Source organism: Planctobacterium marinum, from assembly GCF_036322805.1.
Lineage (GTDB): Bacteria > Pseudomonadota > Gammaproteobacteria > Enterobacterales > Alteromonadaceae > Planctobacterium > Planctobacterium marinum_A.
Genome location: NZ_AP027272.1, coordinates 881,936 through 906,701 on the forward strand (window position 1 = coordinate 881,936; position 24,766 = coordinate 906,701).

The 24,766-nt window shown below is 47.6% G+C and carries 19 protein-coding genes; 14 read left to right on the plus strand and 5 right to left on the minus strand.

Translation table 11 applies throughout. The annotated features are described in order from the left end of the window. The first annotated feature begins 24 nt into the window (after positions 1 to 24). The 9 genes from AABA75_RS03980 to AABA75_RS04020 all read left to right on the plus strand — a co-directional run bounded on the left by AABA75_RS03980 (position 25) and on the right by AABA75_RS04020 (position 12,304). Positions 25 to 381 carry a hypothetical protein gene (locus AABA75_RS03980; protein ID WP_338291226.1) on the plus strand — a complete coding sequence of 119 codons (357 nt, stop codon included), beginning with the start codon at positions 25 to 27 and terminating at the stop codon, positions 379 to 381. Between the two features lie 124 nt (positions 382 to 505). Further along, positions 506 to 1,900: a TolC family protein gene (locus AABA75_RS03985; RefSeq protein ID WP_338291228.1), complete on the plus strand. Its 1,395-nt coding sequence runs from the start codon at positions 506 to 508 to the stop codon at positions 1,898 to 1,900. After that, the gene (locus tag AABA75_RS03990; protein WP_338291229.1) at positions 1,900 to 3,678 is read left to right on the plus strand and encodes an efflux RND transporter periplasmic adaptor subunit; all 1,779 of its coding nucleotides are present in this window, start codon (positions 1,900 to 1,902) and stop codon (positions 3,676 to 3,678) included. The genes AABA75_RS03985 and AABA75_RS03990 overlap by 1 nt, the downstream gene beginning before the upstream one ends. Continuing rightward, complete coding sequence (locus AABA75_RS03995) at positions 3,671 to 6,811, plus strand: efflux RND transporter permease subunit (RefSeq protein WP_338291230.1); 3,141 nt, start codon at positions 3,671 to 3,673, stop codon at positions 6,809 to 6,811. The genes AABA75_RS03990 and AABA75_RS03995 overlap by 8 nt, the downstream gene beginning before the upstream one ends. Before the next feature lie 160 nt (positions 6,812 to 6,971). Further along, positions 6,972 to 7,418: a hypothetical protein gene (locus AABA75_RS04000; RefSeq protein WP_338291231.1), complete on the plus strand. Its 447-nt coding sequence runs from the start codon at positions 6,972 to 6,974 to the stop codon at positions 7,416 to 7,418. Continuing rightward, on the plus strand, positions 7,419 to 8,171 hold the full coding sequence (locus AABA75_RS04005; RefSeq protein ID WP_338291232.1) for a substrate-binding periplasmic protein: 753 nt from the start codon (positions 7,419 to 7,421) through the stop codon (positions 8,169 to 8,171). A gap of 107 nt (positions 8,172 to 8,278) precedes the next feature. Beyond that, the gene (locus AABA75_RS04010; protein ID WP_338291233.1) at positions 8,279 to 8,449 is read left to right on the plus strand and encodes an MbcA/ParS/Xre antitoxin family protein; all 171 of its coding nucleotides are present in this window, start codon (positions 8,279 to 8,281) and stop codon (positions 8,447 to 8,449) included. Between the two features lie 293 nt (positions 8,450 to 8,742). Next, entirely contained in the window at positions 8,743 to 10,569 is a 1,827-nt protein-coding gene (locus AABA75_RS04015) for a flavin monoamine oxidase family protein (RefSeq protein ID WP_338291234.1), read from the plus strand. Then, positions 10,556 to 12,304 carry an alpha-keto acid decarboxylase family protein gene (locus AABA75_RS04020; RefSeq protein ID WP_338291235.1) on the plus strand — a complete coding sequence of 583 codons (1,749 nt, stop codon included), beginning with the start codon at positions 10,556 to 10,558 and terminating at the stop codon, positions 12,302 to 12,304. The genes AABA75_RS04015 and AABA75_RS04020 overlap by 14 nt, the downstream gene beginning before the upstream one ends. 34 nt (positions 12,305 to 12,338) lie before the next feature. On the opposite strand, the gene AABA75_RS04025 is transcribed toward AABA75_RS04020, so the two are convergent. Genes AABA75_RS04025 through AABA75_RS04040 form a run of 4 tightly spaced genes read right to left on the minus strand, consistent with a single transcriptional unit; the run spans position 12,339 to position 15,853 of the window. Further along, positions 12,339 to 13,061, minus strand: a complete 723-nt coding sequence (locus AABA75_RS04025) for a HugZ family protein (RefSeq protein ID WP_338291236.1) — start codon at positions 13,059 to 13,061, stop codon at positions 12,339 to 12,341. Next, complete coding sequence (locus AABA75_RS04030) at positions 13,039 to 13,848, minus strand: heme ABC transporter ATP-binding protein (RefSeq protein WP_338291237.1); 810 nt, start codon at positions 13,846 to 13,848, stop codon at positions 13,039 to 13,041. Before AABA75_RS04030 ends, AABA75_RS04025 begins: the two co-directional genes overlap by 23 nt. 17 nt (positions 13,849 to 13,865) lie before the next feature. Then, the gene (locus AABA75_RS04035; RefSeq protein WP_338291238.1) at positions 13,866 to 14,960 is read right to left on the minus strand and encodes a FecCD family ABC transporter permease; all 1,095 of its coding nucleotides are present in this window, start codon (positions 14,958 to 14,960) and stop codon (positions 13,866 to 13,868) included. Beyond that, positions 14,960 to 15,853, minus strand: a complete 894-nt coding sequence (locus AABA75_RS04040; RefSeq protein ID WP_338291239.1) for a heme/hemin ABC transporter substrate-binding protein — start codon at positions 15,851 to 15,853, stop codon at positions 14,960 to 14,962. Before AABA75_RS04040 ends, AABA75_RS04035 begins: the two co-directional genes overlap by 1 nt. Positions 15,854 to 16,019: 166 nt before the next feature. Here AABA75_RS04040 and AABA75_RS04045 point away from each other — a divergent pair, with 166 nt between their 5' ends. The 3 genes from AABA75_RS04045 (at position 16,020) to AABA75_RS04055 (ending at position 19,439) form a co-directional block, all read left to right on the plus strand. Beyond that, positions 16,020 to 18,161: a TonB-dependent hemoglobin/transferrin/lactoferrin family receptor gene (locus AABA75_RS04045; protein ID WP_338291240.1), complete on the plus strand. Its 2,142-nt coding sequence runs from the start codon at positions 16,020 to 16,022 to the stop codon at positions 18,159 to 18,161. 151 nt (positions 18,162 to 18,312) lie between these two features. After that, on the plus strand, positions 18,313 to 18,852 hold the full coding sequence (locus AABA75_RS04050; protein ID WP_338291241.1) for a cytochrome b: 540 nt from the start codon (positions 18,313 to 18,315) through the stop codon (positions 18,850 to 18,852). A 23-nt stretch (positions 18,853 to 18,875) separates the two neighbouring features. Beyond that, positions 18,876 to 19,439 (plus strand): YceI family protein, encoded by a 564-nt coding sequence (locus AABA75_RS04055; RefSeq protein ID WP_338291242.1) that lies wholly within the window; start codon positions 18,876 to 18,878, stop codon positions 19,437 to 19,439. A 50-nt stretch (positions 19,440 to 19,489) separates the two neighbouring features. On the opposite strand, the gene AABA75_RS04060 is transcribed toward AABA75_RS04055, so the two are convergent. Beyond that, positions 19,490 to 21,241 carry an acyl-CoA dehydrogenase family protein gene (locus AABA75_RS04060; RefSeq protein WP_338291243.1) on the minus strand — a complete coding sequence of 584 codons (1,752 nt, stop codon included), beginning with the start codon at positions 21,239 to 21,241 and terminating at the stop codon, positions 19,490 to 19,492. Positions 21,242 to 21,492: 251 nt separating this feature from the next. Here AABA75_RS04060 and AABA75_RS04065 point away from each other — a divergent pair, with 251 nt between their 5' ends. Both AABA75_RS04065 and AABA75_RS04070 read left to right on the plus strand, forming a co-directional pair. Further along, on the plus strand, positions 21,493 to 23,409 hold the full coding sequence (locus AABA75_RS04065; protein WP_338291244.1) for a methyl-accepting chemotaxis protein: 1,917 nt from the start codon (positions 21,493 to 21,495) through the stop codon (positions 23,407 to 23,409). Between the two features lie 111 nt (positions 23,410 to 23,520). Then, positions 23,521 to 24,741 (plus strand): EAL and HDOD domain-containing protein, encoded by a 1,221-nt coding sequence (locus tag AABA75_RS04070; RefSeq protein WP_338291245.1) that lies wholly within the window; start codon positions 23,521 to 23,523, stop codon positions 24,739 to 24,741. The last annotated feature ends 25 nt before the right edge of the window (positions 24,742 to 24,766 follow it).

The window sequence follows — 24,766 nt, forward strand, 5'->3', positions numbered from 1 at the left end:
GCGACGATGTCATGTGGTATGACAATGCAAAAGACAGACATGACTTTGGCGAGTCATGCGGAGATGAAGCACTCAAACATGATGCACTCGAATACTGAGCATTCTGCTATGAGCCACGCTGATATAAAACATGCCAGTGTGCATCACCATGAAATATCTCATGAGGAAATGCAGCATCACCATGCTCAAATGAGCAGCAGTGATGAACACTGCGCCTCTGAATGTGAATGCCCGGCGGGTACTTGTAACGGTTTCTCATGGCTTGCCGTTGAGCCGTTAGGCATGAGCAACAATGTACTGAACGCTACCATACAATCTTTTACTCAATCCCATTACAACCTGATTCAAACCTCCTTATATCGTCCCCCCATTTTTGCCTGACACAGGATTAGTGTGTCCAAAATACACTGAAGGAAACCACCGCGTTTCTCAAAATAAGCACTTATTTTCCGAATGAGTTCTTGAGAAAGTATTCGCATTACATTCCGGTAAACCGGAGGAAAAAATGAATCGCAGTAAAATCAAAACCCGGATGCCATTGGCATCCATCGCTTGCCTGTTGTTGGCATACAATGTGTTTGCGCAACCAGCACCAGAGCTGAATCAGGCCATTACTTTGGAGCAAGCAATTGTCGTGGCAAATCAATCCGATCCCTGGCATCAGGAAAACGTGTTGCAGCAGCAAGCGGTGAAGTATCGCAGTGTGGCTGCCGGGCAATTACCTGATCCTAAACTTTCTGTAAGTATGATGAATTTGCCTCTGGATTCCTGGGCAATCGATCAGGAGCCAATGACGCAACTTAAAGTGGCCATTGCACAGCAATTTCCTCGTGGCGAAACTCGTGAGCTTAAGCAGCAGAAATTGCAGATCGAAGCCGAACGTTTTCCGATACTACGGGAAAATCGCAAAGCGCAAGTTGCAGCCAAAATCTCCGAACTTTGGTTGCAAGCTTTTCAGGCGCAAAAAATCATTGAACTTATCGAAAATGACAGAGTACTGTTTGAGCAAATGTTGGATGTAGCGAAAGCGAACTATTCATCCACTTTGGGCAGAACTCGTCAGCAAGATGTGATTCGAGCGCAATTAGAATTGGCGCAACTGCAAGACTGGTTAACAGAACAAGCCATGCACAAAGAAGCGGCACTGGCAAAACTCAACGAGTGGTTGTATCCCTACCATGAGACCTCTGAGTTGCGGCTGTTGGACTTCAATAGAGCACCTGCATATAGGGTAACAACAGAGCTTCCGGCGCTGGAAGTAACCTATGCAGGTATCCTGGTGACGTCACAAATGGATACTAATGCAATTGTAAACATACTTTTGCAACATCCAGCGATCAAAGCACTGGATATAAAATATCAATCAGCACAAAAATCAACAGATATCGCCCGCCAGGGTTACAAGCCTCAATGGGGCGTTAATGCCAGCTACGGTTATCGCGATGATGCCCCTGATGGCAGTAGTCGTACCGACTTTTTCTCTATCGGGGTGAGTTTGGACATCCCCCTGTTCACTGAACATAAACAAGCTCAGTTGGTTTCCGCCAGCGTTGCAGAAACCGAAGCGGTGAAAACGGAGAAGTTACTCATGGCAAAAAACATGTTGGGCCAGGTGCAAAGCCTGGCGAAAGAGCTGGCGCGTTATCAGCAGCGAGCTGACTTGTATGAGACTCAGCTATTAGCTCAAAGTCGTGATCAAGCCTCTGCCGCACTGACTGCTTATACCCATGATGATGGCGATTTTTCGGAGGTGGTAAGAGCCAAAATAGCAGAGTTAAATATGCGTATCGCCAAACTTAAAATTGATGTTGCCATCCAGAAAACCATCGCAAAACTCAATTACTTCCTGAATCAGTCAAACAGCAAATTTACTGCTGCACAGCAACAAGGAGAATACTGATGAAACCCGCTGTAACGTTGTTCGCTACCTTAATTACCGGTGCACTTATCGGCGCGGGGGCAGTGAGTTTGCTGCAGACTCCCTCTTCGTCATCGGGAGCTGAAACCTCAAGCGAGAAACAACCCCTTTATTGGGTGGCACCGATGGACGCCAATTATCGTCGTGATAAACCTGGTAAATCTCCGATGGGAATGGACCTGGTACCGGTTTATGAAGATGATGATGAGACGCTGTCTCCAGGAACGGTTAAAATTGCCCCGCATGTTGTCAATAATCTGGGGGTGCGCACTGCACCCGTACAACTGGCAGAACTGAACAATGCCATTAATACAGTCGGCTACGTGCAATACGATGAGGACAAATTGTTGCATATCCACCCCCGCGTTGAAGGTTGGATAGAAAAATTGTTCGTCAAAGCGGAGGGCGACCCGGTTAAAAAAGACGCGCCTTTGTATACCCTGTATTCCCCACAGTTAGTTAATGCTCAGGAAGAATTTGTTCTCGCCCTTAAGCGTAACGATAATGCTTTGATCGCAGCTGCAAGAGAGCGTTTGAAGGCTTTGCAATTATCAAACGATTTCATCGGCAAACTGGAACAACAGCGTAAAGTGAGTCAGTCAGTGACTTTTTATGCGCCACAAAGCGGGGTTATTGACGCTCTGAAAACCCGCGAGGGCTATTTCGTGCAACCCGGTAATACCTTGATGAGCATTGCGCAATTAGAGCAGGTTTGGGTGGAAGCCGAAGTGTTTGAACGTGACACCGCTGTTGTGGTTCAAGGGCAACCCGTGTCCATGACATTGGACTATTTACCCGGGAAAGTCTGGCAAGGAGAAGTGGATTACATCTATCCTACTTTAAATCCCAAAACCCGCACGTTGCGGGTACGCCTGACCTTCGATAATCCCGAGTTGCTGTTAAAGCCTAATATGTTTGCTCAGGTGGTGATACATGCACATGCACAAGCGCAAAGCGATGCTTTGCTGGTGCCCAAAGAATCCGTCATCAGAACCGGCAAACAAGACCGGGTGGTCCTGGCGTTAGGCGAAGGAAGATTTAAATCTGTTGCGGTCACCATTGGACGAGTAACGGCCAATCATATCGAAATCCTTGAAGGGTTAGAGCAATCCGACGAGGTGGTTACTTCAGCGCAGTTTTTGCTCGATTCCGAATCCAGCAAACAATCTGACTTTAAACGCATGAACCATGATGAAGAGCCGGATTCGCTATGGATGGCAGGGAAAGTCAACGACGTCATGCCGGGGCACCGCATGGTGAATATCAGTCATGAACCTGCAGAGGCATGGGGATGGCCTGAAATGACCATGGATTTTACTGTTGCGCAGCAGGTGGATATCAATGAGCTTGAGGCCGGACAGTCGCTGCATTTTGAAGTAACCAAAACGACAGACGGCGTGTACCGAGTGACGGAGATTCATATTATGGACACCGGGCATAATATGGACACCCAAGAGACTTATCCCACTGCAACGGTGCAAGGTCTGCTCAACAGTCTCTCCGTGGAAGATCGTGTGCTGAATATCAGTCGCGAGGCGATTGATAAATGGCAGCGCCCTGCCGCCACTATGGATTTTCGAGTGGATGAAGACGTAGATATCACCAATCTTTTGCCGGGTATGTCCATCTTGTTCACTTTTGAAGTGCGAGAGGATTTGTATATCACGACTATTGAGGTTTTGGCGGGAGATTCATCCAATGGTGACAGTAGGCTCCAGAACCATTCGTCTCATGCAGTAAAGGGGGCAAATCGTGATTGAGTCTGTCATTCGTTGGTCCATCAGCAATCGGGTGCTGGTATTGTTGGTGACCGTGCTAATCGCTTTTGCCGGATTGTTCGCCGTTAAACACACTCCGGTGGATGCCATTCCGGACTTGTCCGATGTGCAGGTCATTGTTAAGACCAGCTATCCGGGACAATCACCCCAAGTGGTGCAGGATCAGGTAACCTTTCCACTGACAACGGCCATGTTATCGGTACCCGGTGCTCAAACGGTGCGGGGCTACTCGTTTTTCGGTGATTCCTATGTTTATATCATCTTTGATGATGATACTGATCTGTATTGGGCCCGAAGTCGGGTGTTGGAGTATCTGAGCCAGGCGGCGTCAAACTTGCCTGAAAGCGCGAAACCGCAACTGGGGCCTGACGCAACGGGGGTCGGCTGGGTATACATCTATGCCTTAACTGATCGAAGTGGACAGCATGATATTAGCCAGTTGCGCTCAATTCAGGACTGGTTTTTAAAATACGAATTGCAAACTGTTCCAGGGGTGTCTGAAGTGGCCTCTGTAGGCGGTATGGTGAAACAGTACCAGGTGCAGGTGGACCCGGATAAACTCAGGGCCTACAACATCCCTTTGTCCCATGTACAAATGGCCCTCAAACGCGGTAATCAGGAAATGGGGGCATCAGTACTGGAGATGGCGGAGGCAGAATACATGGTAACGGCCTCCGGCTACATTCAATCCAGTACCGATATCGAGCAAATCCCACTGGGCCTGAATGAGCAAGGCACGCCATTGACCATCGGAGATATCGCGGTGGTGGGATTAGGGCCGCAAATGCGTCGTGGTATCGCTGAACTCAACGGTGAGGGTGAAGTGGTGGGCGGTGTTGTGGTGATGCGCTTTCAGGAAAATGCGCAAAAAACCATTGCCGGCGTTAAAGAGAAGTTAGCTTCATTACAATCCTCTTTGCCAGAAGGCGTGGAAGTTGTCACGGTTTATGACCGCTCTGATCTGATCAATCGCGCAGTTGATAATCTTTGGCAAAAACTCGGTGAAGAGTTGTTGATAGTCGCCCTGGTTTGCGCTGCTTTCCTGTTTCATTTGCGCTCAGCATTTGTGGCGGTAGTGACCTTACCTTTAGGGATCTTAGTGGCGTTCATCATTATGTATCTGCAAGGGATCAACGCCAATATTATGTCTCTTGGTGGGATTGCTATTGCCATTGGCGCCATGACAGATGGTGCCATAGTGATGATTGAGAATATGCATAAGCATATGGAGAAAACTCCGCTCAATGAGCAAAATCGCTGGCAAATAGTGGCAAAGGCCACATCTGAAGTAGGACCTGCCCTGTTTTTTAGTCTGCTTATAATCACTGTATCCTTTTTACCGGTTTTTATACTGGAAGCTCAGGAGGGCAGAATGTTTACGCCCCTGGCTTACACCAAAACCTATGCCATGGCGGCATCGGCGGGTTTGGCCGTGACTTTGGTGCCAGTGTTAATCGGTTATTTCATCCGCGGTAAAGTTACTTCAGAACAAGCAAACCCCTTAAATAAGGCGTTAATTGCGTTATATAAACCGATTTTGGCTAAAGTGTTGCAATACCCCAAAATCACCATCGCGTTCGCTTTGGTGGTCACCATTGTTGGGTTTTATCCCATCAACAAGATTGGCAGTGAGTTTATTCCGCCCCTGGATGAAGGGGATTTGATGTATATGCCAACTACTTATCCGGGCATTTCCATTGGCAAAGCCCGTGAATTATTGCAGCAAACCGACAAGCTCATTCGCACCGTGCCAGAAGTGCAGAACGTATTCGGCAAAGTTGGGCGAGCAGATACAGCCACCGATCCAGCACCGCTCACCATGATCGAAACCTTTATTCAATTGAAACCCAAAGCGCAATGGCGAGTGGGGGTTACTACTGAGTCATTGAAAGCCGAACTGGATAGTTTGGTGAAATTTCCGGGAGTCACTAACGCTTGGGTGATGCCCATCAAAACCCGGATAGACATGCTGGCAACGGGCATTAAAACCCCGGTGGGTATTAAAGTGGCTGGGCCAGAGCTGAGTGTTATTCAGGATATTGGTAGCGAAATTGAGAGGATTCTGCAGGACGTGCCGGGCACCGCTTCGGTGTACTCCGAACGAGTTGCAGGTGGACGATACATAAAAGTGGACATACTTAGAGATAAAGCTAGTCGTTTTGGCTTGAACATCGCTGACGCACAACAAGTGGTATCCACCGCCATTGGCGGTATGAATGTCACTCAAACCATAGAGGGACAGGAGCGCTACCCGGTGAACCTGCGTTATCCACAAGATTATCGAGACAGCCCGGAAAAGCTGGCGCGACTGCCTGTGGTCACGCCATCAGGTCAACGTATAGCGCTTGGTGATGTAGCTGATATTCGCATCGAAACTGGACCGCCGGGGATTAAGAGTGAAAACGCCCGTATCAATGGCTGGAGCTTCATTGATATTGATGGGGTTGACGTGGGCAGTTACGTACAACAAGCCAAAGCAGTGCTGGCTAAAGAGTTAGATTTACCCGCGGGGTATTCCGTCAACTGGGCCGGACAATATGAATACATGGAGCGTGCCAAAGCCAAGTTGGCGTATGTGTTACCCATGACACTAGCTATTATCCTGTTGTTATTGTTTCTCAACTTTCGTCGTTTTACTGAAGTCGCAATGATTATCGGCACATTGCCTCTGGCCATGATTGGCGGCTTATGGCTATTGTATCTGGAGGGGTTCAATTTCTCCGTTGCCGTGGGAGTTGGTTTTATCGCGCTGGCGGGGGTTGCAGTGGAAATTGGGGTACTGATGTTGGTTTATCTGAATCAGGCATTCAAAGACGCACAACAATCAGCGATAACAAATGCTACTCCCATTTCGCTCCGCCAGTATCAACAAACTTTGTTGCAAGGGGCCAGTTTGCGAGCGCGGCCGGTGATCATGACGGTGGCCACCATTATTTTAGGATTGTTACCTATTTTATATGGCACCGGCACCGGGGCCGAAGTGATGAGCCGTATTGCAGCACCTATGGTGGGCGGCATGACCAGTGCCTTGTTATTGACTTTGATTGTCATGCCGGCGGTTTATAGCTTGATAAAAACAAGAGAGCTAGACAGGTTTAACCGACAGTTTAATTGATAGTTTCTGGCGGGATATCGCGCATCTGGAAAATGTTGATTTGTGATGATGCCGCTCAAAGCGTTGCTTATTGGATATTAGCGGGTAATATGGAGGTTTTTGGGATACTTTGCTTGCGTGGCAAGGTATCCAGTCAGAAGTTAAGGAATATCCTCACAGAATGTCCAGCATTGCGCAAACCCCTGATAAGCACCAATTTAAGAACAAATACGGTAGCGTTTCTCTTGAAAGAAATGGTCGCATAATTGTTGCCAGCTTTGTTGGTGCCATTAATGCAGGGGTTTTAAAGTATTTTAGTGAACACCTGGAGCTGCTTTTAGGGGAGCTAAAAGGGCGCCCTTGGTGCTACCTTAATAATTCTCCAGAGGCGATGGTGGGAACTGAAGAAGCCGAAGCTGTGTTGATTGAATCAGGCAGACTGGGGCATAAATGGGGCTGTGTCCAGGCGGCTTATGTTTTAACTTCGCCAGTAGCCATAGCACAAACCAAGCGGATAAGAGAAAACATTGGTATTGAACAACCGCTAAGTGACGTGCTGTTTTCCAACGAAGACGATGCTTTCCAATATTTGACTGCGTTCCTGGATCAGCTGCCGGAGTCATCGTAAATGCTTCGCCGCGGCGCTCTCTATGGCATCTTGTGTTCAGTGCTATTGATGGCGGGAAAAACGGCGGCAGATGAAATTCTCTTTGTGGCAGAGCAACTGCCTCCCATTCATTTTATCAACAGCCAAAAACAAGCCGATGGTTTTTTGGTAAAACTGGCGCAAGCGGCGGCCGACAGAGCAGGGCTTCCTTCCAGAGTAGAGCTGATGCCCCAAGCTCGAGCCTTTGAGCAAAGCACTTCCCAAAGCAATGTATTCATGTTGTCTTTGTTGCGTTCTGATACCAGAGAAAAGCAATTCCAATGGGTCGGTTCGGTATATGAAACTAAAGCGTTTTTAATTGGTCTGGCAGAGCGTAGCGATATACAACTCAGCTCTCTTGAAGATGCCAAGAGCCTGGTGGTTGGCACCGTGCGCGGTTATTTCTCAGAATACTGGTTAAGGCAACGAGGATTCAGTGATAAACACAATTTGGGCCTTGCGGTGCAATATGACCATCTCTGGGGCATGTTATTTAAGGGGCATGTGGACCTGGTATTAACCAACGCCTTATCGCAAAATCTGGAAATCAATAAAGCGGGTTACAAGCCGGAGCAAGTGAAACGCTATCTGGCTTTACCTGAGCTCACCAGAGAGCTGTATATCGCCACCGGGTTAAACACCAACAAAAAGATTGTTGAGCAGTTAAGTAGCGGCCTCGAATCAATGAAAGTCGATGGCACTTACCAGGCATTAAAAGCAGAGTGGTTAGACTAACCAAGTTGCTTTATGACAGATTCTTTACATTTTTGTGAATTGCTACTATCGTTCTTGGGCAGCAATTCAGAGCGTAAAGAATGGAAAGTGAACTCTACAGAAAAGCGATGTCATTTTTTCATGATGCCAAGATGACAGAGAAGTGGCTCAACCACCCCTGTCAGCTATTCGACAATGCCACACCATTAGAGCTGTACTCCACAGCAGAAGGCCGCAAAAAAATCCTCAATTATCTGGATACCTGTAATGGGGAGTCTGGTAGTTCATTACCCAAATAATCAGTTGGTTAATACTAAATTGCTACATCAGCTATATAGACTCAGGGCCACAAACCTCTTTTGTTAATTTCAGATTATAAAGTTACAAGCAGGATACAGGCTTTTTTTTGCTCAAGAGTTACTCACCTCATCGGGAAGCTAACAATAATCAAAGTACCTTCCATGGCATAAAACCCCACAATAAATATCCACTTCAAACGTGCACTTTTAAAATTTCCGGCTATATTTTTACTCTCCACGAGGGGGTTTAATTTCACCTTCAGGTTAATTATTTCAAATAGGGAAACACGGATATGGCAGAGTTTGAGTTAGATGTAGCGATAGTGGGTGGTGGGGTTTCAGGTGTTTATAGTGCCTGGCGGTTGCAACAGGCTTACGGTGATACCCAGAAAATAGCGGTATTTGAATACAGTAATCGCATTGGTGGCCGACTGTATAGTCGCATAATCCCCGGTTTACCCAATGTGGTGGCCGAGCTGGGGGGAATGCGTTATATCCCGGAAGATCACATTATGGTGAAAACCCTGGTGAATGAGCTCGGCTTGCAAACCAAAAATTTTCCGATGGGCTCTTCACTGCCTCTCGATCCCAATGATCCCAACAGCCCGGTAGCGCATGCCGATAATAATCTGTTTTATCTGCGCGGTGAATATTTCCGCTACCGCGACTTTGCCGAGTGTCCGGATCGCATCCCCTACAAAATGAACTGGTCAGAGAAAGGTTATGGCCCGGAAAACCTGCAGGTAAAAGTGATGAACCTGATTTGCCCCGGCTTTGCCGACATGAGCCTATGTGAGCAAATGCAGCTCAAAGTATTCGGCAAAGAAATCTGGAAGTACGGTTTCTGGAACTTGCTGGAGCGGGTACTGAGCAACGAAGCTTACCAATTTATGAAGGACGCTGGTGGTTACGATGCCAATGTGGCTAATGCCAGTGCAGTGACTCAGTTACCGGCCACGGAATACTCAGATGACACAGTGTTTCTCACCCTAAAAGACGGCTTCCAGTCTTTGCCATTGACCCTCGCAGCTAACTTTGATGCTATGCCCGGCGGCGTATTGCCTTGTGGTGAGCGCATCTATATGAACTATCGGCTGGATGAAGTGAAGCTGCGGGAAGATGAGAACAGTAGTTATGAACTGATATTTTATCCCACAGAAACCGACTCGGCAGGTAAGACGCACCAATGTAATGATGCTGAACCCATCATCGTACATACCAAAAAGCTGATTCTGGCGATGCCACGTCGCTCTCTGGAACTCATTAAATCTGACTTCTTCAACGATCCGTGGTTAAAAGAAAACATTCCGTCAGTGCTCATCCAAAAAGCCTTCAAGATGTTTATGGCTTATGAGCGTCCCTGGTGGCGCAGTCTGGGATTAGTGGCAGGCCGTTCGGTGACCGACTTGCCCATTCGCCAGACCTACTACATGGGTACCGAATGCGAACAGGAAGGCGGCGAAAACACCATGAATTCCCTGTTGATGGCCTCTTACAACGACATCGAAACCATTCCTTTCTGGAAAGGTCTGGAAAAAGGGGAGCAATACCTGGGCTTTTTGCCTAATCAAAGTCGCTGCTCTATCGAGGGGGAAGAAGTCGTATTGAAACACGAGTTTCAGATTACCCAAGATATGGTGGAGTCGGCCCAGCGTCAGATAGAGGCATTGCACAATCAAAAAGAACTCCCCATGCCTTATTCTGCTGTTTATCAGGAGTGGGGCGAAGATCCCTACGGTGGTGGATGGCACGAGTGGAAAGCCAATTATCGCCTGGATGAGGTGATGTGTCGGATGCGTCACCCGGTGGTTGAGCAAGACATCTATATCGTCGGCGAAGCCTACTCTTATGAGCAAGGTTGGGTAGAAGGGGCGCTTAATACTGCTGAGTCCACCCTTGAGTCGTTTTTTGGTTTGGATAAGCCCGACTGGTTGGTGAATGACCCTGATTACCCTGAATGGCTTGAGGCTAATCACGGCTTTAGCTTTTTACCGGTGCCTTGCCCGGATGGCTGCCAATGCAACCAAAACAAGCCACCGTTTACCTGCAGCAATTGCGGTAAAACCTTAAATGAAGTGACCGAATTTGCCTATGAGGGGATTAATCATGTCCAGAAATAATGCCCTTAAAAGCCGTGCTAAAAAAGCCCATTTCTCGGTTGCTGATTACCTGTTAACACGCCTGCAACAGCTTGGCCTGGATAAAGTGTTCCAGGTGCCGGGTGATTATGTGGCTGAATTTATGGATGCATTGGAAAACTTTGAGGGTATTGATGCCATCGGCGATGTGAATGAGCTGGGGGCCGGATACGCCGCCGATGGATACGCCCGCTATAAAGGTATCGGTGCTGTGTCGGTACAATTTGGTGTGGGTACTTTCAGTGTCTTAAATGCCATTGCGGGCTCTTATGTAGAGCGCAATCCGGTGGTGGTGATCTCTGCCAGTCCTACCACTCAGAATCGCATCACCATTCAGGAAACCGGGGTATTATTCCATCATTCCACAGGCCGATTGGGAGCGGATCGCAACGTCTTTAGTAATGTTACTGTGGCTGCGGAGATATTAAGTGATGCTAAAAAAGCACCGCAGCAAATTGATGAAGCCTTAACCCAAGCCATTACGCACCGACGTCCCATTTATCTGGAAGCCTGGCAAGACGTTTGGGGGATGCATTGCCCTGAACCACAGGGCGAATTAAGCCCCATCAAAAAGCCCAGCCAAAAAGCTTCGCTTGAAGCCATGTTGCAACAAGCCCTTGAGAAGATAAAACGGGCCAGACAACCCGTGGTTTTAGTGGGCGTCGAAATTGCTCGTTTTGGTTTGCAAGAACAGGTATTGGAGCTGTTGCGCGCCAGTGGTTTACCATATGCCACCACCACATTGGGTAAAACTGCGCTGGATGAAAATGATGGTTTATTTATTGGTACTTATGCAGGTGCCGCCTCCAATCCAGATACCAACACTTATTTCAATGAGGCCGATGCAATTTTAGCCCTTGGAGTTATCTTTACCGATGACTACCTGGATGTTCTGGAAAAGCAGTTCGCCGATATCATTAACATGAATTCTCAGGAAGCACGGGTGGGCTTTGACCATTTTAAAAATGTGCACATGGCGGAGTTTATTGAAACCCTGTGCCATAAATTTGAGCATAGCTGTGATTTTCCACTAATGGATGTATCCCTGCCGCTCATTCCGACAATGCCTGCGCTATCGCCAGAACTGCTGCAGCAGGCGTTAGGCTATAAAACCTTTTTTGAGGTGTTGTGGGCCTGGTTGGTGGAAGAGGAATTATTGGCAACAACAAACCTCATCTTGGGCGAAAGTTCCTCTTTGTATCAGGCTGCGAGATTAACGGGTATGCCAAGAGACAGTTTTGTGGGAGATGCCGCCTGGGGTTCGCTGGGCCATGAAACTGGCTGTGTTACGGGCACTTCCATGGCCAGTGATAAACGCAGTCTGGTGGTAGCGGGAGATGGCGGCTTTATGATGATGTGTCAGGCTTTGTCTACCGTATCTCGCAATAACCTGGATGCCGTGGTGTTCGTCATGAGCAATGGGGTTTATGCCATTGAACAATCCTTTGTGGATGTATGCGCTTTTACCCCTGATGGCAAATTTGCCCCCTTTGATATATTGCCCAAGTGGGATTACATGGGATTAGCCCAAGCCTATAATATGCCCGGCTATCAGGTACAAAATTGTGAGCAACTATTGGAGGTGTTGCAGGGTATTCAGATACAGCCACAACAAGCAGCACTAGTGGAAGTGTTAATACCGGAGCACGATTTGGCCCCGGCACTTGAGGATTTGGTGAAATCTATTACTGGAAAATCACCGGCCGATTGTAAATAGTCCGCAGAAATAAAGGTTAAAACTCATCCTGTAATCAGGCGGCTTGTCTGGCTTGCTGGGTGAGTTTAACTAACTCCGTTCGCACATCCCCGCCAGACTGACACACTCGCTCAAAGGGTACATAGTAGTTGCGCTTTTCTGTGCGCATGTAAAAGCCCTGGCTCTGGATACCACTCATTTGTGGATTGTTATCATCAACACCGTGATGCTGTGCCAAAATTAAAGCCATGGCGTCGACGTGATCCTCATTCATGTGAGCAATCATACGAGATTCCGTGGCAAAGTCCCAAGGGCTGGCTGCGCTTTGCCACTCCTCTGGCTCTATCCAGAAAATCTTGCCGAACCCGCCGATGTAGCGCACCCGCACGATGTCCATTTGCCAAACGTGAAAATCGTGGGCCTGTTTGTAAGACTCTGCTTCCGGATAGCGCATGATATAGCGCTGTAAAACCAGCTCGGCTTGCTCTGAGTCGAGCTTTTTGGCATCACCTACTAAAGTTACCCGTCCATGGGCATTTTGGTCCCCTTCTAGTGCCTGCTCAAAAACCGTGACACTCATCCGACAATCGTGACTGAGGTTTTTAGCATGTTGCGCAATGTCACTGATGTAAAAGTACAGTTTACCCTCACTACAGCTGATAAAGGGTGTGACTGAGCCAAAAGGATAACCTCTAAGGTTATGAGAAATCGTAGACACAACACCACTTTGGGCGCTGTGTACCAGGTGTTTGGCTTCAGAAAGTGCTTGTGATCTCATTGTCTGTCTCCGCAGGTTGAGAAAAAATCATAGGAACATTCAGGATGGGATGAGGTTCGATGTGCATCCTGGTGTGATAAATGGGTTCGAGTAACTCGGGGGTCAGTACCGCTTGGCTCTCGTCGTGACGTAATAACTGACCTTTATGCAGAAGTATTACTTCATCGGCATACAGAGACGCAAGGTTCATATCGTGAATGGCCACAATGGCGCTATTGCCGGTCTGCACAAAGTCTTTGGTTACCTGAAGCAGACGATGCTGATAGCGCAGATCCAATGCGGACGTGGGCTCATCCAGTAACAGCAGTTTATTGCGACAGCCTTCAGAAAAGGCATCCAGTTGCGCCAGGCAGCGAGCCATATTAACCCGCTGCAACTGTCCACCTGAGAGTTGTCCGGTATGACGCTGTATCAACGATTGTAAATCCAGCAATTGGATTAACTGGGCCACACGCTTTTGCTTTTGAACATTAGATTCCTGGATAGCAAAGCGACCCATGGCGATAAATTCGGGTACTTCAAAATGAAAGTTCAACGCATTTTGCTGCATCATTACCGCGCGGCTTTGGGCCAGCACTTTAGCAGGCCAATCAGACAGGGGCTTATTTAAAAGCCTGATTTGGCCATTAAACGGCAGGCTCCCTGCAATGGCATGCAGTAGCGTTGATTTGCCTGCGCCGTTTTCACCCACCAGAGCCACCAGTTTGCCGGGCTTGATAGTGCAGCTAAGGTTACTCAGAATCTTGCTATGACCACGTGATACATTGACAGATTGTAATTGCAGCATGATGTCAGTCTCTCAGATTAGCGCATTGCTGAGCGCAATTGGCGATGCAATAGCCAGATAAACAAGGGAGCACCCAACAAGGCTGTGACTATGCCTATGGGGAGTTCGGCAGGCAGTACTATCACTCTGGCAACCCAGTCGGAAGCTAATATCACCAGTGCCCCAAGTAACAGGCTGACGGGCATCATGGCACGCATGTTGGTACCCACTAAAATTCGCGCCAGATGTGGTACCACCAGGCCAATAAAACCAATCAGTCCCGTAAGAGCAACTGCAGCGCCGACACCAATAGCCACAAATAGTACGATTTGATTTTTCAGGCGGGAGATGTTGATACCAGCATATTCAGCTTCGGTTTCTCCCAGCAGTAATAAGCTCATTTCTTTGCGCTTCAGCCACAACCCCACAATACAAATGAGAAACAAGGGCAGGGCGGAGAATAAAGTGCTCCATGTGGCACCAGCAAGTGAACCCATGGTCCAGTAATTGATCAGACGCAAAGAGCTGTCGTCCGCGTAAAAGCTAAACAAACCAATCAGGGCAAAAGATAAGGCGTTGATGGCAACCCCAATCAGGATCAAGGCGGTAACCTGGATGCCAGCACCACTTTGAGCGAATCGATACACCAGCATGGTGACCAGTAAGGCGCCGCAAAATGCACCATAGGGAAGAAGCGCTTCAGCGTTAAAATTAAAATTTGGGGCAAAAGCGATGAGCGCCACTGCAACAACCGCCGCGCCAGAGCTGATACCAATCACGGATGGGTCCGCCAGTGGATTGCGACACAAAGCTTGGGTGGCCGCGCCAGTCTGTGCCAGTACAGCACCAATCAGTAATGCCAGACACAATCGCGGCAAACGAATATCCGTGACAATATTCAATTGCAGTGGCGAAAACTGTGGCCAGGCGTCAGGTGCCAACCAGGCTACGGCAAGTTTTAAATCCCAGCCCGCAGGGCCAAAGCTTAAGGACGTTATGCTGGCCATCAATACTAGTGCGCCCAAGGCCAGTAATAGCGTATGGCGCTTGTGCTGTCTCTGTTGAAAACCCACTGAAACGGTATTGCATCGCAGCAATTTAGTCTCAGAAGGACTGCTGGCAATGGAGTGCATCAGTTAACCTCTTCCCAGCGGTTAACAGCTTCGATGGCTTTTGCCAGGCGTGGGGTCATACCCAGCGACATCAAAGAATCCATAACCAAGAGACGGCATTCTTGCGCGGCGGAAAGCAATCTTAAAACTGCCGCCTGACAAAATGCTTGTCTGCCACCCATACCCCTGACCACATGCTCTGGTGCCACCAGAAAATCCGGTTGCTGTAATGCCAGTGACTCGCTGTTAAGGCCTTTAAATCCAAAGTGACTGCTGGCCAGATTTTGAATACCGTTGTAGTCAAATAATAATTGGGGAACGGTTTCCTTACCCGCCGCTATCAAACCTCTGTCTCCCGCAGATAACAAGTAAACAGCTTTGGTGTCGCTCAGTTGTTTTTTAACAGGTAGGGAAGATTGTATTTTTGTTTGTAATAACGTGGCGGCGTTTTGGCGATTGAGGTCGTCACCTAATTCGGCGATCAGTGACATTAAATCATCCACCGATTTCGGCTTAGCGTAGATACGCACATCAACGCCAATGGCGGCAATTTGCTCTAATACCTCAGGACTACCTGCGCCTTCAAGGGCCATGAGTTTATCGGGCATAAAGGCCAGAACCCCCTCTGCGGCAAGCTCTCGGTAGTAGCCCACCATAGGCAGGTCAGTGGCGGCTGCTGGGTATTGACTGGATTGATCCACTGCAACAACGCTCTCGCCAGCACCCAAGGCGAAAACAATTTCTGTGATTGTGCCGCCCGCTGTAATGATTCTGGGGTCTGCCGCACTTTTTGGGGAGGCGGTGCTATGAGCGGAAAAACACACAATCCATAGCAGCGCGGCAAAACGCAGCATTGATGACACTGACAGTATCTCCCGAGAGAGTGGTTTTGAGACTGGCAAACTTAAAGCCATGTTGCGGTTTCCTGATGATGATGTTGCTCGACTTTTTTCAGGATACAAAATTTAAATACAAATGCAAATAGTTATTATTTAGATTGATATCAGGGTGGGAGTTTGTTTAGAATTGCTCAAATCTAAATGAGAACTATTATCAAAAAATAAGCGAGCACAACCCCGTATGCAATCTGAACAATCCCTGTCACTTTCCAAGTCTCATACTCGTACTAATCAAATGACTCTTATCGCAGCCGCTATTTCCGCGACGCTCTGTGTCCCCACCATGCACGTCTCTGCTGAAGAAGCCGATGCCTTTGAGGGGGAGACTATGGTTATCTCAGGCTCTCGTATAGAACAAAAGCTAGAAGACACCGCTGGCAGTGTTTCTGTAGTTACAGCTGAAGATATTAATCAGTTTATGATGACGGATCTTAAATCCTTATTCCGTTATGAGCCGGGTATTTCCACTTCAGGCTCTGGCGCGCAGCCGCAAACACTTACCGTACGTGGTGTTGGCGGCAATCGCTTGGTATATATTAAAGACGGTAGACGCAGTAATGATGGTTACGCCGGAGGCGGTGGCTTTATTGTTGGCCGAGGCTATTTTAATACTGATACTGTGCAACAAATCGAAGTTGCCAAGGGCGCGGCATCTTCGCTTTATGGCTCCGATGGTCTTGGTGGCATTGTGGTGATCACGACTAAGGATCCAGAAGATTACCTGCAAGGCGATTCCTATTTTCTGGGAGCTGGTCTGGGTTATGATGGCGCGGCTGACGAATTGCGACTGGATTTTACTGGTGCTGTCGAAACCGGGAAATGGGCTTTAAGTGCGGCAGTATCCCATACCGATGGCAGCGAAGTGCAAAACTATCAGGAGACCTTACCGGGTTATGAGTCGTCATCGGATGCACTCCTGTTTAAAGCTGTACGGCAACTGGCAGCACAACAAAGCCTGAAGTTTACCCTTGATATATTTGAACAAGAGGTTGACCAGGTTATTATCCAAGGAGCTAATGAAACTCGAGACAGTGACCAGAGTCACGCCTTTAGCGTGGACTATCACAATGAAAATACCACGGCGCTATGGGATTCCTTAGATTTGCAGGCTTACTTTTCGCAATACGAGCAAAGAAGTGATCAGGTTTTGGCCAGCACCCGTGGTTACACTGACTACAATGATTATCGCTTCGAGCAGGATATTTGGGGGCTGCGAGCGGTATTTTCTAAATCTTTCACTTCTGGCGCTGTCTCGCATCAGCTGGTATACGGCGTTGATCACGACAAGTACGACACCTTTCGTCCGAGAATAAAAACCCGCGTTCTTAACGATGGCAGCACCGAATTCAGTGACGAGCCACAAAAAGCCTTTCCGGGAGCTGATACCAGTCTCACGGGGGTGTTTATGCAAGATAATATCAGCTGGACAGATTCGCCATGGTCAATGGTTGTAGGTGGCCGTGTGGACTTTTTTGATATGCAGCCCAAACAAGACAGTCTTTATGACGGCGACGAATTGAAGGCCATTGATGAGACTGCCTTTTCACCCAAAGTCGGCTTTGTTTTAGACGCTTCAGAACAAACCGCCTTGTATGTGCAATATGTGGAAGGTTTTAAAATTCCCCCTCATGATCAGGCATATCAAAGCCACGGCGTAGAGCCTGTCTATCAAATTCTGCCCAATTCAGACTTAGAATCAGAAGAAAGTCAAACACTGGAAGCTGGCGTTCGCTTTAACAATAATGATTTGGCTATGGAAATAAACGGGTTTTATAGCGAATTCGATAACTTTATTGAGTCTACCTTGATAGGTATTGAAGATACCTTTATCCCCGGCCTGTCGAAGCAGTTGTTCCAATACCAAAATATTGATCAAACCCGCATTAAAGGCATAGAAATGTCTGTGGGGCAGAATCTGAGTGCTGAGCTGGACTGGACTGTTAATCTGGCTTGGGCTGAAGGGAAAAATCAGGATACTGGTCAGGCGCTTACTTCCATCAGCCCATTGCAGGGCAACATACTCGTGAATTACAGCTGGAATAACTGGCAGTTTAGTAACGCTATCCGCGTCGCCAAGGGGATGACCGATGTACCGCAAGACAGCGAAGGCAATGATTTAATTCGCAGTAACGGCTTTGCTGTGTGGGATATGTATGCCACCTATTATGGCGATAACTGGCAATTGAACGCCGGGGTGGAGAACCTGTTTGATAAAGAATACGTGCGCTACGAGAATATTGCCGGGTTAGCAGCGGATGCGGACACTGAACAATTCAGTGAGACAGGTCGAGCCTTTAACGTGCGCCTTAGTTATCAGTTTTAAATAAATCTCTCCATCCAGTAAAAAAGCTGCCTTGCGCGGCTTTTTTTGCACATACTTTCAATTAAATCGAATGATAAGGCCGTATTTTTAACATTTTTATTTAGTTTTTGCTCTGCTATCTTATCACCATTGAAAATTGTAGAGATGGCAAATGCTGAAAAATAGTGACGCGCAATTTGGCCTGGTGGCCATGCTGTTCCACTGGGTAACAGCGATTGTTGTACTGGGTCTGTTTGCCGTGGGCTGGTGGATGGTTGAGCTCAACTATTACAGCGAGTGGTATCGAACTGCGCCTCATTGGCACAAAAGTACTGGCTTGTTGTTGGCAGCTTTAGTGATTTTGCGCTTGCTGTGGAAATTGATTGATACCAAACCCAAAGCGCTCGGCCAACCTTGGGAACAAAAAGCAGCCAGTATTGCCCATGCGCTCTTGTATATATTGATGCTGGCCATTTTCTTTAGTGGTTACCTGATCTCAACTGCAGACGGTCGCGGTATTGATATTTTTGACTGGCTAACGGTGCCGAGCTTGGGAGAGTTATTTGAAGATCAGGAAGATATCGCCGGTTTGGTGCATGAATACCTGGCCTATGCACTCATTAGTTTGGTGGTGTTGCACGCTCTGGCGGCGCTGAAACACCATTTTATAGACAAAGACGAGACACTGCGTCGTATGACGCGTCTAAAATAATTTTAAACATCGAGGATAATATTATGAAAAAGACACTTGCTGCGGTTGTACTAACTGCCATGTTATCGCCCCTGGCTAACGCCGCGGACTATGTAATTGATACCAAAGGCGCTCATGCTTTCATCAATTTCAAAACCAGCCACTTGGGGTATTCCTGGTTAACGGGGCGTTTTAACGACTTTGAAGGCACCTTTAGTTATGATGCTGAGAAGCCCGAAAGTGCTAAAATCACCGTGACGATTGATACCGCGAGTATCGACTCCAACCACGCTGAGCGCGACAAGCACTTACGCAGTGATGACTTTTTAAATGTTAAAGATTTTCCAAAGGCAAAGTTTGTTAGCACCAAGATAACAGATAAAGGTGATGGACAATTAGAAGTAGCTGGTGACTTCACCTTACACGGCACCACCAAAAGTATCACCATTGACGCTGAAAAAATTGGTGAAGGAGATGATCCTTGGGGTGGCTATCGCGCTGGCTTTGCGGGTACAACTGAAATTCGCATGGCGGATTACGGAATGAAAGAAATTTTAGGCCCCACAACCGTAATGCTGGAACTGCACGTGGAAGGTATTCGTCAATAAGACAAAACGCCTGAAAAAGAGAGGGAGCTGTAAGCTCCCTTTTTTCGTACTTAGAAGTCTTCGAGGCTCAGTGCCGCTAAATCTTCACCGGAGTCACCTAATGCGGCTTTGTGCATGAGTGCCCTGGGGTAGAGTCGTTTAATATAAAAATCACAGGTTTTGGCTTTGCTACTCGCCAGTTGGTCATTACCCGTTTGGGCAGCACGGTCCTTCATACTCAACCAGCAAATAGCTAACAAGGAATAGGCGCAAAACTGCATGTAGTCATAGGCGCGACTTGCTGTGTCGAACGCATCGCCGGACATCAAGGATTCAGAACCCGCCAACCACTGTTGCTGGATCTCTAACGCCATGTTTTTGTCTGCTTCGTTTTGAATGGCGTTGATCATGTCGCTGAATAAGGCCGCGGTATTTTGCAACATGCGACCACCATCGCGCACCAGTTTACGGGAGATGAGATCCAGTGCCTGAATACCGTTGGTACCCTCGTAAAGCTGGGTGATACGGCTATCGCGAATGAGCTGTTCCATGCCCCATTCCTGGATGTACCCATGACCACCGAAAATTTGTACGCCATGCTGAGACACTTCTTGTCCCATATCGGTAAAGAAGGACTTGGTAATTGGTGTCAGGTAAGCCACGATAGATTCGGCTTTGGCTTGTTCTTCTTCCGTGCCAAAGCGCACTATGTCAACCTGTTTGGCATATAGCAAACCCAGAGCCCGACTGCCTTCCGTCAACGCTTTTTGGGTGAGCAGCATACGTCTGACGTCGGGTAAATGGATGATAGCATCCGCTTTTTCATCGGGTTGCTGTACACCTTGTGGCGCTCTTGATTGTAAACGCTCTTTAGCGTAAGTAAGTGCTCCCTGATATGAGGCTTCGGCAATACCAGTACCTTGTAAGCCCACCTGGAACCTGGCGTCGTTCATCATGGTAAACATACAGGCCAAACCGCTATGAGGAGCGCCAATTAACCAACCTTTTGCTCCGTCAAAATTCATCACACAAGTGGGACAGCCATGTAGACCCATTTTGTGCTCAATACTGCCTACCGAAAGGTCATTCTCAATAGTAAATTCACCGTTGGCATCGGGTAGCATCTTGGGGACTAAAAACAAACTAATGCCTTTTACGCCTGCTGGTGCATCCGGTAAGCGAGCCAATACCAGATGAATGATGTTATCTGTCCACTCGTGATCACCGCCCGAGATAAAAATCTTAGTGCCGGATATCTTATAGGAGCCGTCATCATTCGCTTCTGCTTTGGAAGTGAGTAAGCTTAGATCGGAACCAGCCTGAGGCTCTGTTAAATTCATGGTACCGGTCCACTCACCACTAATCAGGTTGGGCAGGTAGGTTTCCTTGAGTTCATCACTGCCGTGTTTTTCCAGCGCTAATACGGCACTTTCGGTTAAACCACAAACCAATCGCCAACTTACATTGGCAGAGACCAGCATTTCGTGCACGGGAATGGCCACGGAATAAGGTAGTTCCTGGCCACCGTATTCTTCTGAGCCCAGCATGGCATTCCAGCCATTTTCAATGTAGCTCTGGTAAGCTTGCGGAAATCCCTCAGCAGTGGTTACTTTACCATCTTTTAAGGTACAGCCTTGTTGATCACCGATTTGATTTATAGGTGCAACTTCAGACTCAGCAAAGCGAGCGCCCTGAGTGATAATCTCATTAACTAAATCCGCATCAATGTCATCTTTACCAATTTGGGCATAATGTTCAGAAACATTGAGCCAATCGTGCAATAAAAATTCAAAGTCAGCCAAGGGTGCGCGGTATTCAGGCATGGAAATTCCTCGTTATTCTGTCAAGTGGTCAGAGGAGTTTGCCAGTGGTAAGTCAAAAAGTAAACGGAAATGCCAAATCCAGCGCTTAAGTTAATGAAAATGAAAAAAAAGTTGTAGAAAATTGACTATCCGGTCGAAATACGGAGTATAAGAACTATTGGAAAAGAAACAAATCCTCTGTATCGGGTTTGTCATTTTGTGGATGGGACTCCTACAATACAAAAAGCAATTGCGCAAAAGACAGGCAATCAATGAACTTAGCATCTTTATCAATCAAACAATTATTTGTTTATTCCTTGCTCTCGGCTGTTTTGATTTCGGCAGTCATGGTGGGCGCAATAGGACAATTCACCGCAAGGAGCCTGGTGTCGGAACGATTAGAGGAAGTGGAATTACCCAACACCTTACAGCGCATTCGCAATGAGCTGGATAAGGAGATCTCCATTATGCGCAGTGCCACAACTCAGCTGGCGAATGATGAGTTTGTGAATACCTGGATGCGCAATGGCTCTCCGCAGGAACAAGAAAGTCTGATTATTCGCAACCTGAACAACATTAAGAATCAGTATGGACTTACCAACGCATCGGTCGCCAACAGATTCACCGCGCAATACTGGAACCAGGATGGTTTTTTACGAGTTCTGAATAATGACAACCTGGACGGTTGGTTTTTCGCCTTCAAAGATTCTGGCCAGGCCACCTCCATGAGCCTGTACACCGAAGAGGGACAGGGCACCAAGATGTTCGTTAACTATCAGCAGCTCAATGGCCAGGTACTGGCGGGGATTGGTTTGTCTGTTGATCAGATGGTGGACAAGTTAAAGAGCAATAAAATCGCGGATACCGGCTTTGTGTTTTTGACCGACGGCAAAGGCCTGGTGCAAATTCACCGCGATAAAAGTTATCTCAATAAACGCGACCTTGGCTCGCTTTATTCCAGCGAAATAGAGCGCAAACTACTCTCCAAATCTGAGTTCGCCATGGCGGAAACCACCATAGATGGTGAAGACGTGTTTGTGGCCAGCAGTTATATTGAGTCCGGCGGTTGGTATGTTGTTGCTCAGGTTCCGGTGGATGAGATTTTCGCTGAACTTAACGCCGCCCGTAATCAGATGATTATCTGGATTGCATTAGTGGCGGCAGGCTTTGCGGTACTGGCGATATTTGTAGCCAATATTATCGCCGGGCCTATTTGCAAATTGTCGGCGGTATTTGAAGATTTAGGCAAAGCGGAAGCCAACCTGGATGTGCGCCTGGAACGGCAATCCTCCCAGGAGCTTCAATCTCTGGGAGAAGGCTTTAACGCCTTCGTTGAAAAAATTCAAAGAACTGTGGAAATGGTGGCCAATACCAGTGAAGACTTGCGCAGTGAGGCTGACTCAGTAGCTGACTCTGCCAGAACCTCATTAAGATTGGGTAAGCGCCAGTCAGAACATACGGGTGAGGTGGTCACCGCCATCAGTCAGATGGGGGATACCGTTGATGAAGTGGCGCGTAATGCCAACCGTGCAGCAGAAACTGCAAACGAGCTAGAGGATGCCAGCCATAAAGGTAAGTCTGTATCTATGCAGGCAAAACAATCCATTGAGCAGTTGTCCTCGCAAGTGGAATCGGTTGCAGTAGTGATAGATGAACTTGCCAGTCATACCGATGCTATAGGTAGTGTTTTGGAAGTGATCAGAGGCGTGTCAGAGCAGACCAACTTGTTGGCATTAAACGCGGCTATTGAAGCTGCGCGAGCGGGTGAGCAAGGTCGAGGCTTTGCTGTGGTTGCGGATGAGGTTCGTTCGCTGGCGCAACGCACTGGTGAGTCTACTGAGGAGATTCAAAAAACCATCGACCGTTTACAGCAAGAAGCTTCACGGGCAGTTTCCTTGATGAAGGACAGTCGTGAACAAGCGCAAAATGGTGTGCAGTCTGTGGTAGAGGCAGAACAATCCCTAACCAGTATTACCGAAGGTATTACGGCACTGCGGGATATCAACAATCAGGTAGCGACCGCGACGGAAGAGCAAGCCCAGGTGGCTCATGTTATCAGTGAAAACCTGAAAGAAATCCAGGGAGAAACCCAGGAAAACTTACAAGTCTCTGACGAGGTGGCCAGAGCCAGTGAAGCACTGCAACAACTGGCAGGAATGTTGGATAAACTGGTAGAGTCTTATCGCTAATACAAGGCTAAGGCAAAAGTCTAATAGTGTCTGCCTGGAGACTGTGAAATACTCAGATACCGGGCAAAGCTATTGAGTGCTGAAGCCTACTAACCAGGTAACAAGTCATAAATGTTTGCCAACAGTGACGTATTATGTGCCCGCCAACCCATCTTTACCAAAAAGCATGGCATCTTCGCCTACGAATTATTGTATCGCTCAAAAAGCAGCACCGATAAGGCTGAATTTAGCGATGGTGATGTCGCCACCAGTGAGTTACTGATCAATGCCTGTGGCAGCATTAATGATGATGAGGCTTTAACTCGATATCCGCTTTTTTTTAATGTAACCCGCAACCTGCTTTTGTCAGATTCTTTTTTTCCGGTGAAACGCAATACGGCCGTTATCGAAATACTGGAAAATACGCCAGTTGATGAGCAACTGACTAATCGGATATATAAACTTAAACGTTTGGGCTATCAGTTCGCTTTGGACGATTATTGCTTCGCCGATAAATTCGCGCCGCTTTTGCCTTTTGTCAAATTCATCAAAGTGGATCTGTTGCATAGTGATATCGAGCAGCACCTAAACATCATTCGTGATTTTAAGGCGATGGGTAAAATCCTCGTCGCCGAGAAAGTTGAAACCATTGAAATGTTTGAACGCTGCAAAGCGCTGGGTTTTGATTTGTTCCAAGGGTTCTATCTCGAACGGCCTCAAGTCATAGAAGGGCGTAAAATAAACGCCAATGTTAACCTCGCTCTTACCATTATCAACGAACTTCAACAGGCGGATGTAAGCTTCGACGATTTATCCTATTTGGTGTCGAAGGACCCCAAGTTAAGCTATCAACTATTGCGTATTTTAAATAGCCCTGCGCAAGGCTTAAAGCGTGAAGTGAGTAGTCTTAAGCAGGCGGTTGTCTTTTTGGGAATAGCGGCACTCAAGAAATGGGTTATTTTGATTTCCCTGTTACAGAATAGTGATGTGCCCGATGCGTTTTTTACTATTCTGCTGACCCGCGCCAGAACCTGTGAGTTGTTAGCCAAAGCGATAGAGCACAAAGACGCAGATAGTTATTTCACCATGGGCCTTTTTTCTGGTCTGGACAGAGTGTTGAATATGGATATGCAAACGGTGGTTAAGCATCTCGTTATCCCACAGGAGTTACAATCGGCACTTTTAGAGAGAAGCGGGTTTATGGGCGATATTCTCAATAAGGTGACAATGTTAGAACGAGCAGAGTGGGACTGCTTACGTAAAAGTTGCGGTTGGGCCCAAGCTGAGTTGTTATCAAAGCTGATGGAACAGGCGCGCGACTGGACAGATGAATTACTGGCAAATCTCGGATAGGGCAGCTGAGGATAGTACCAGCCAC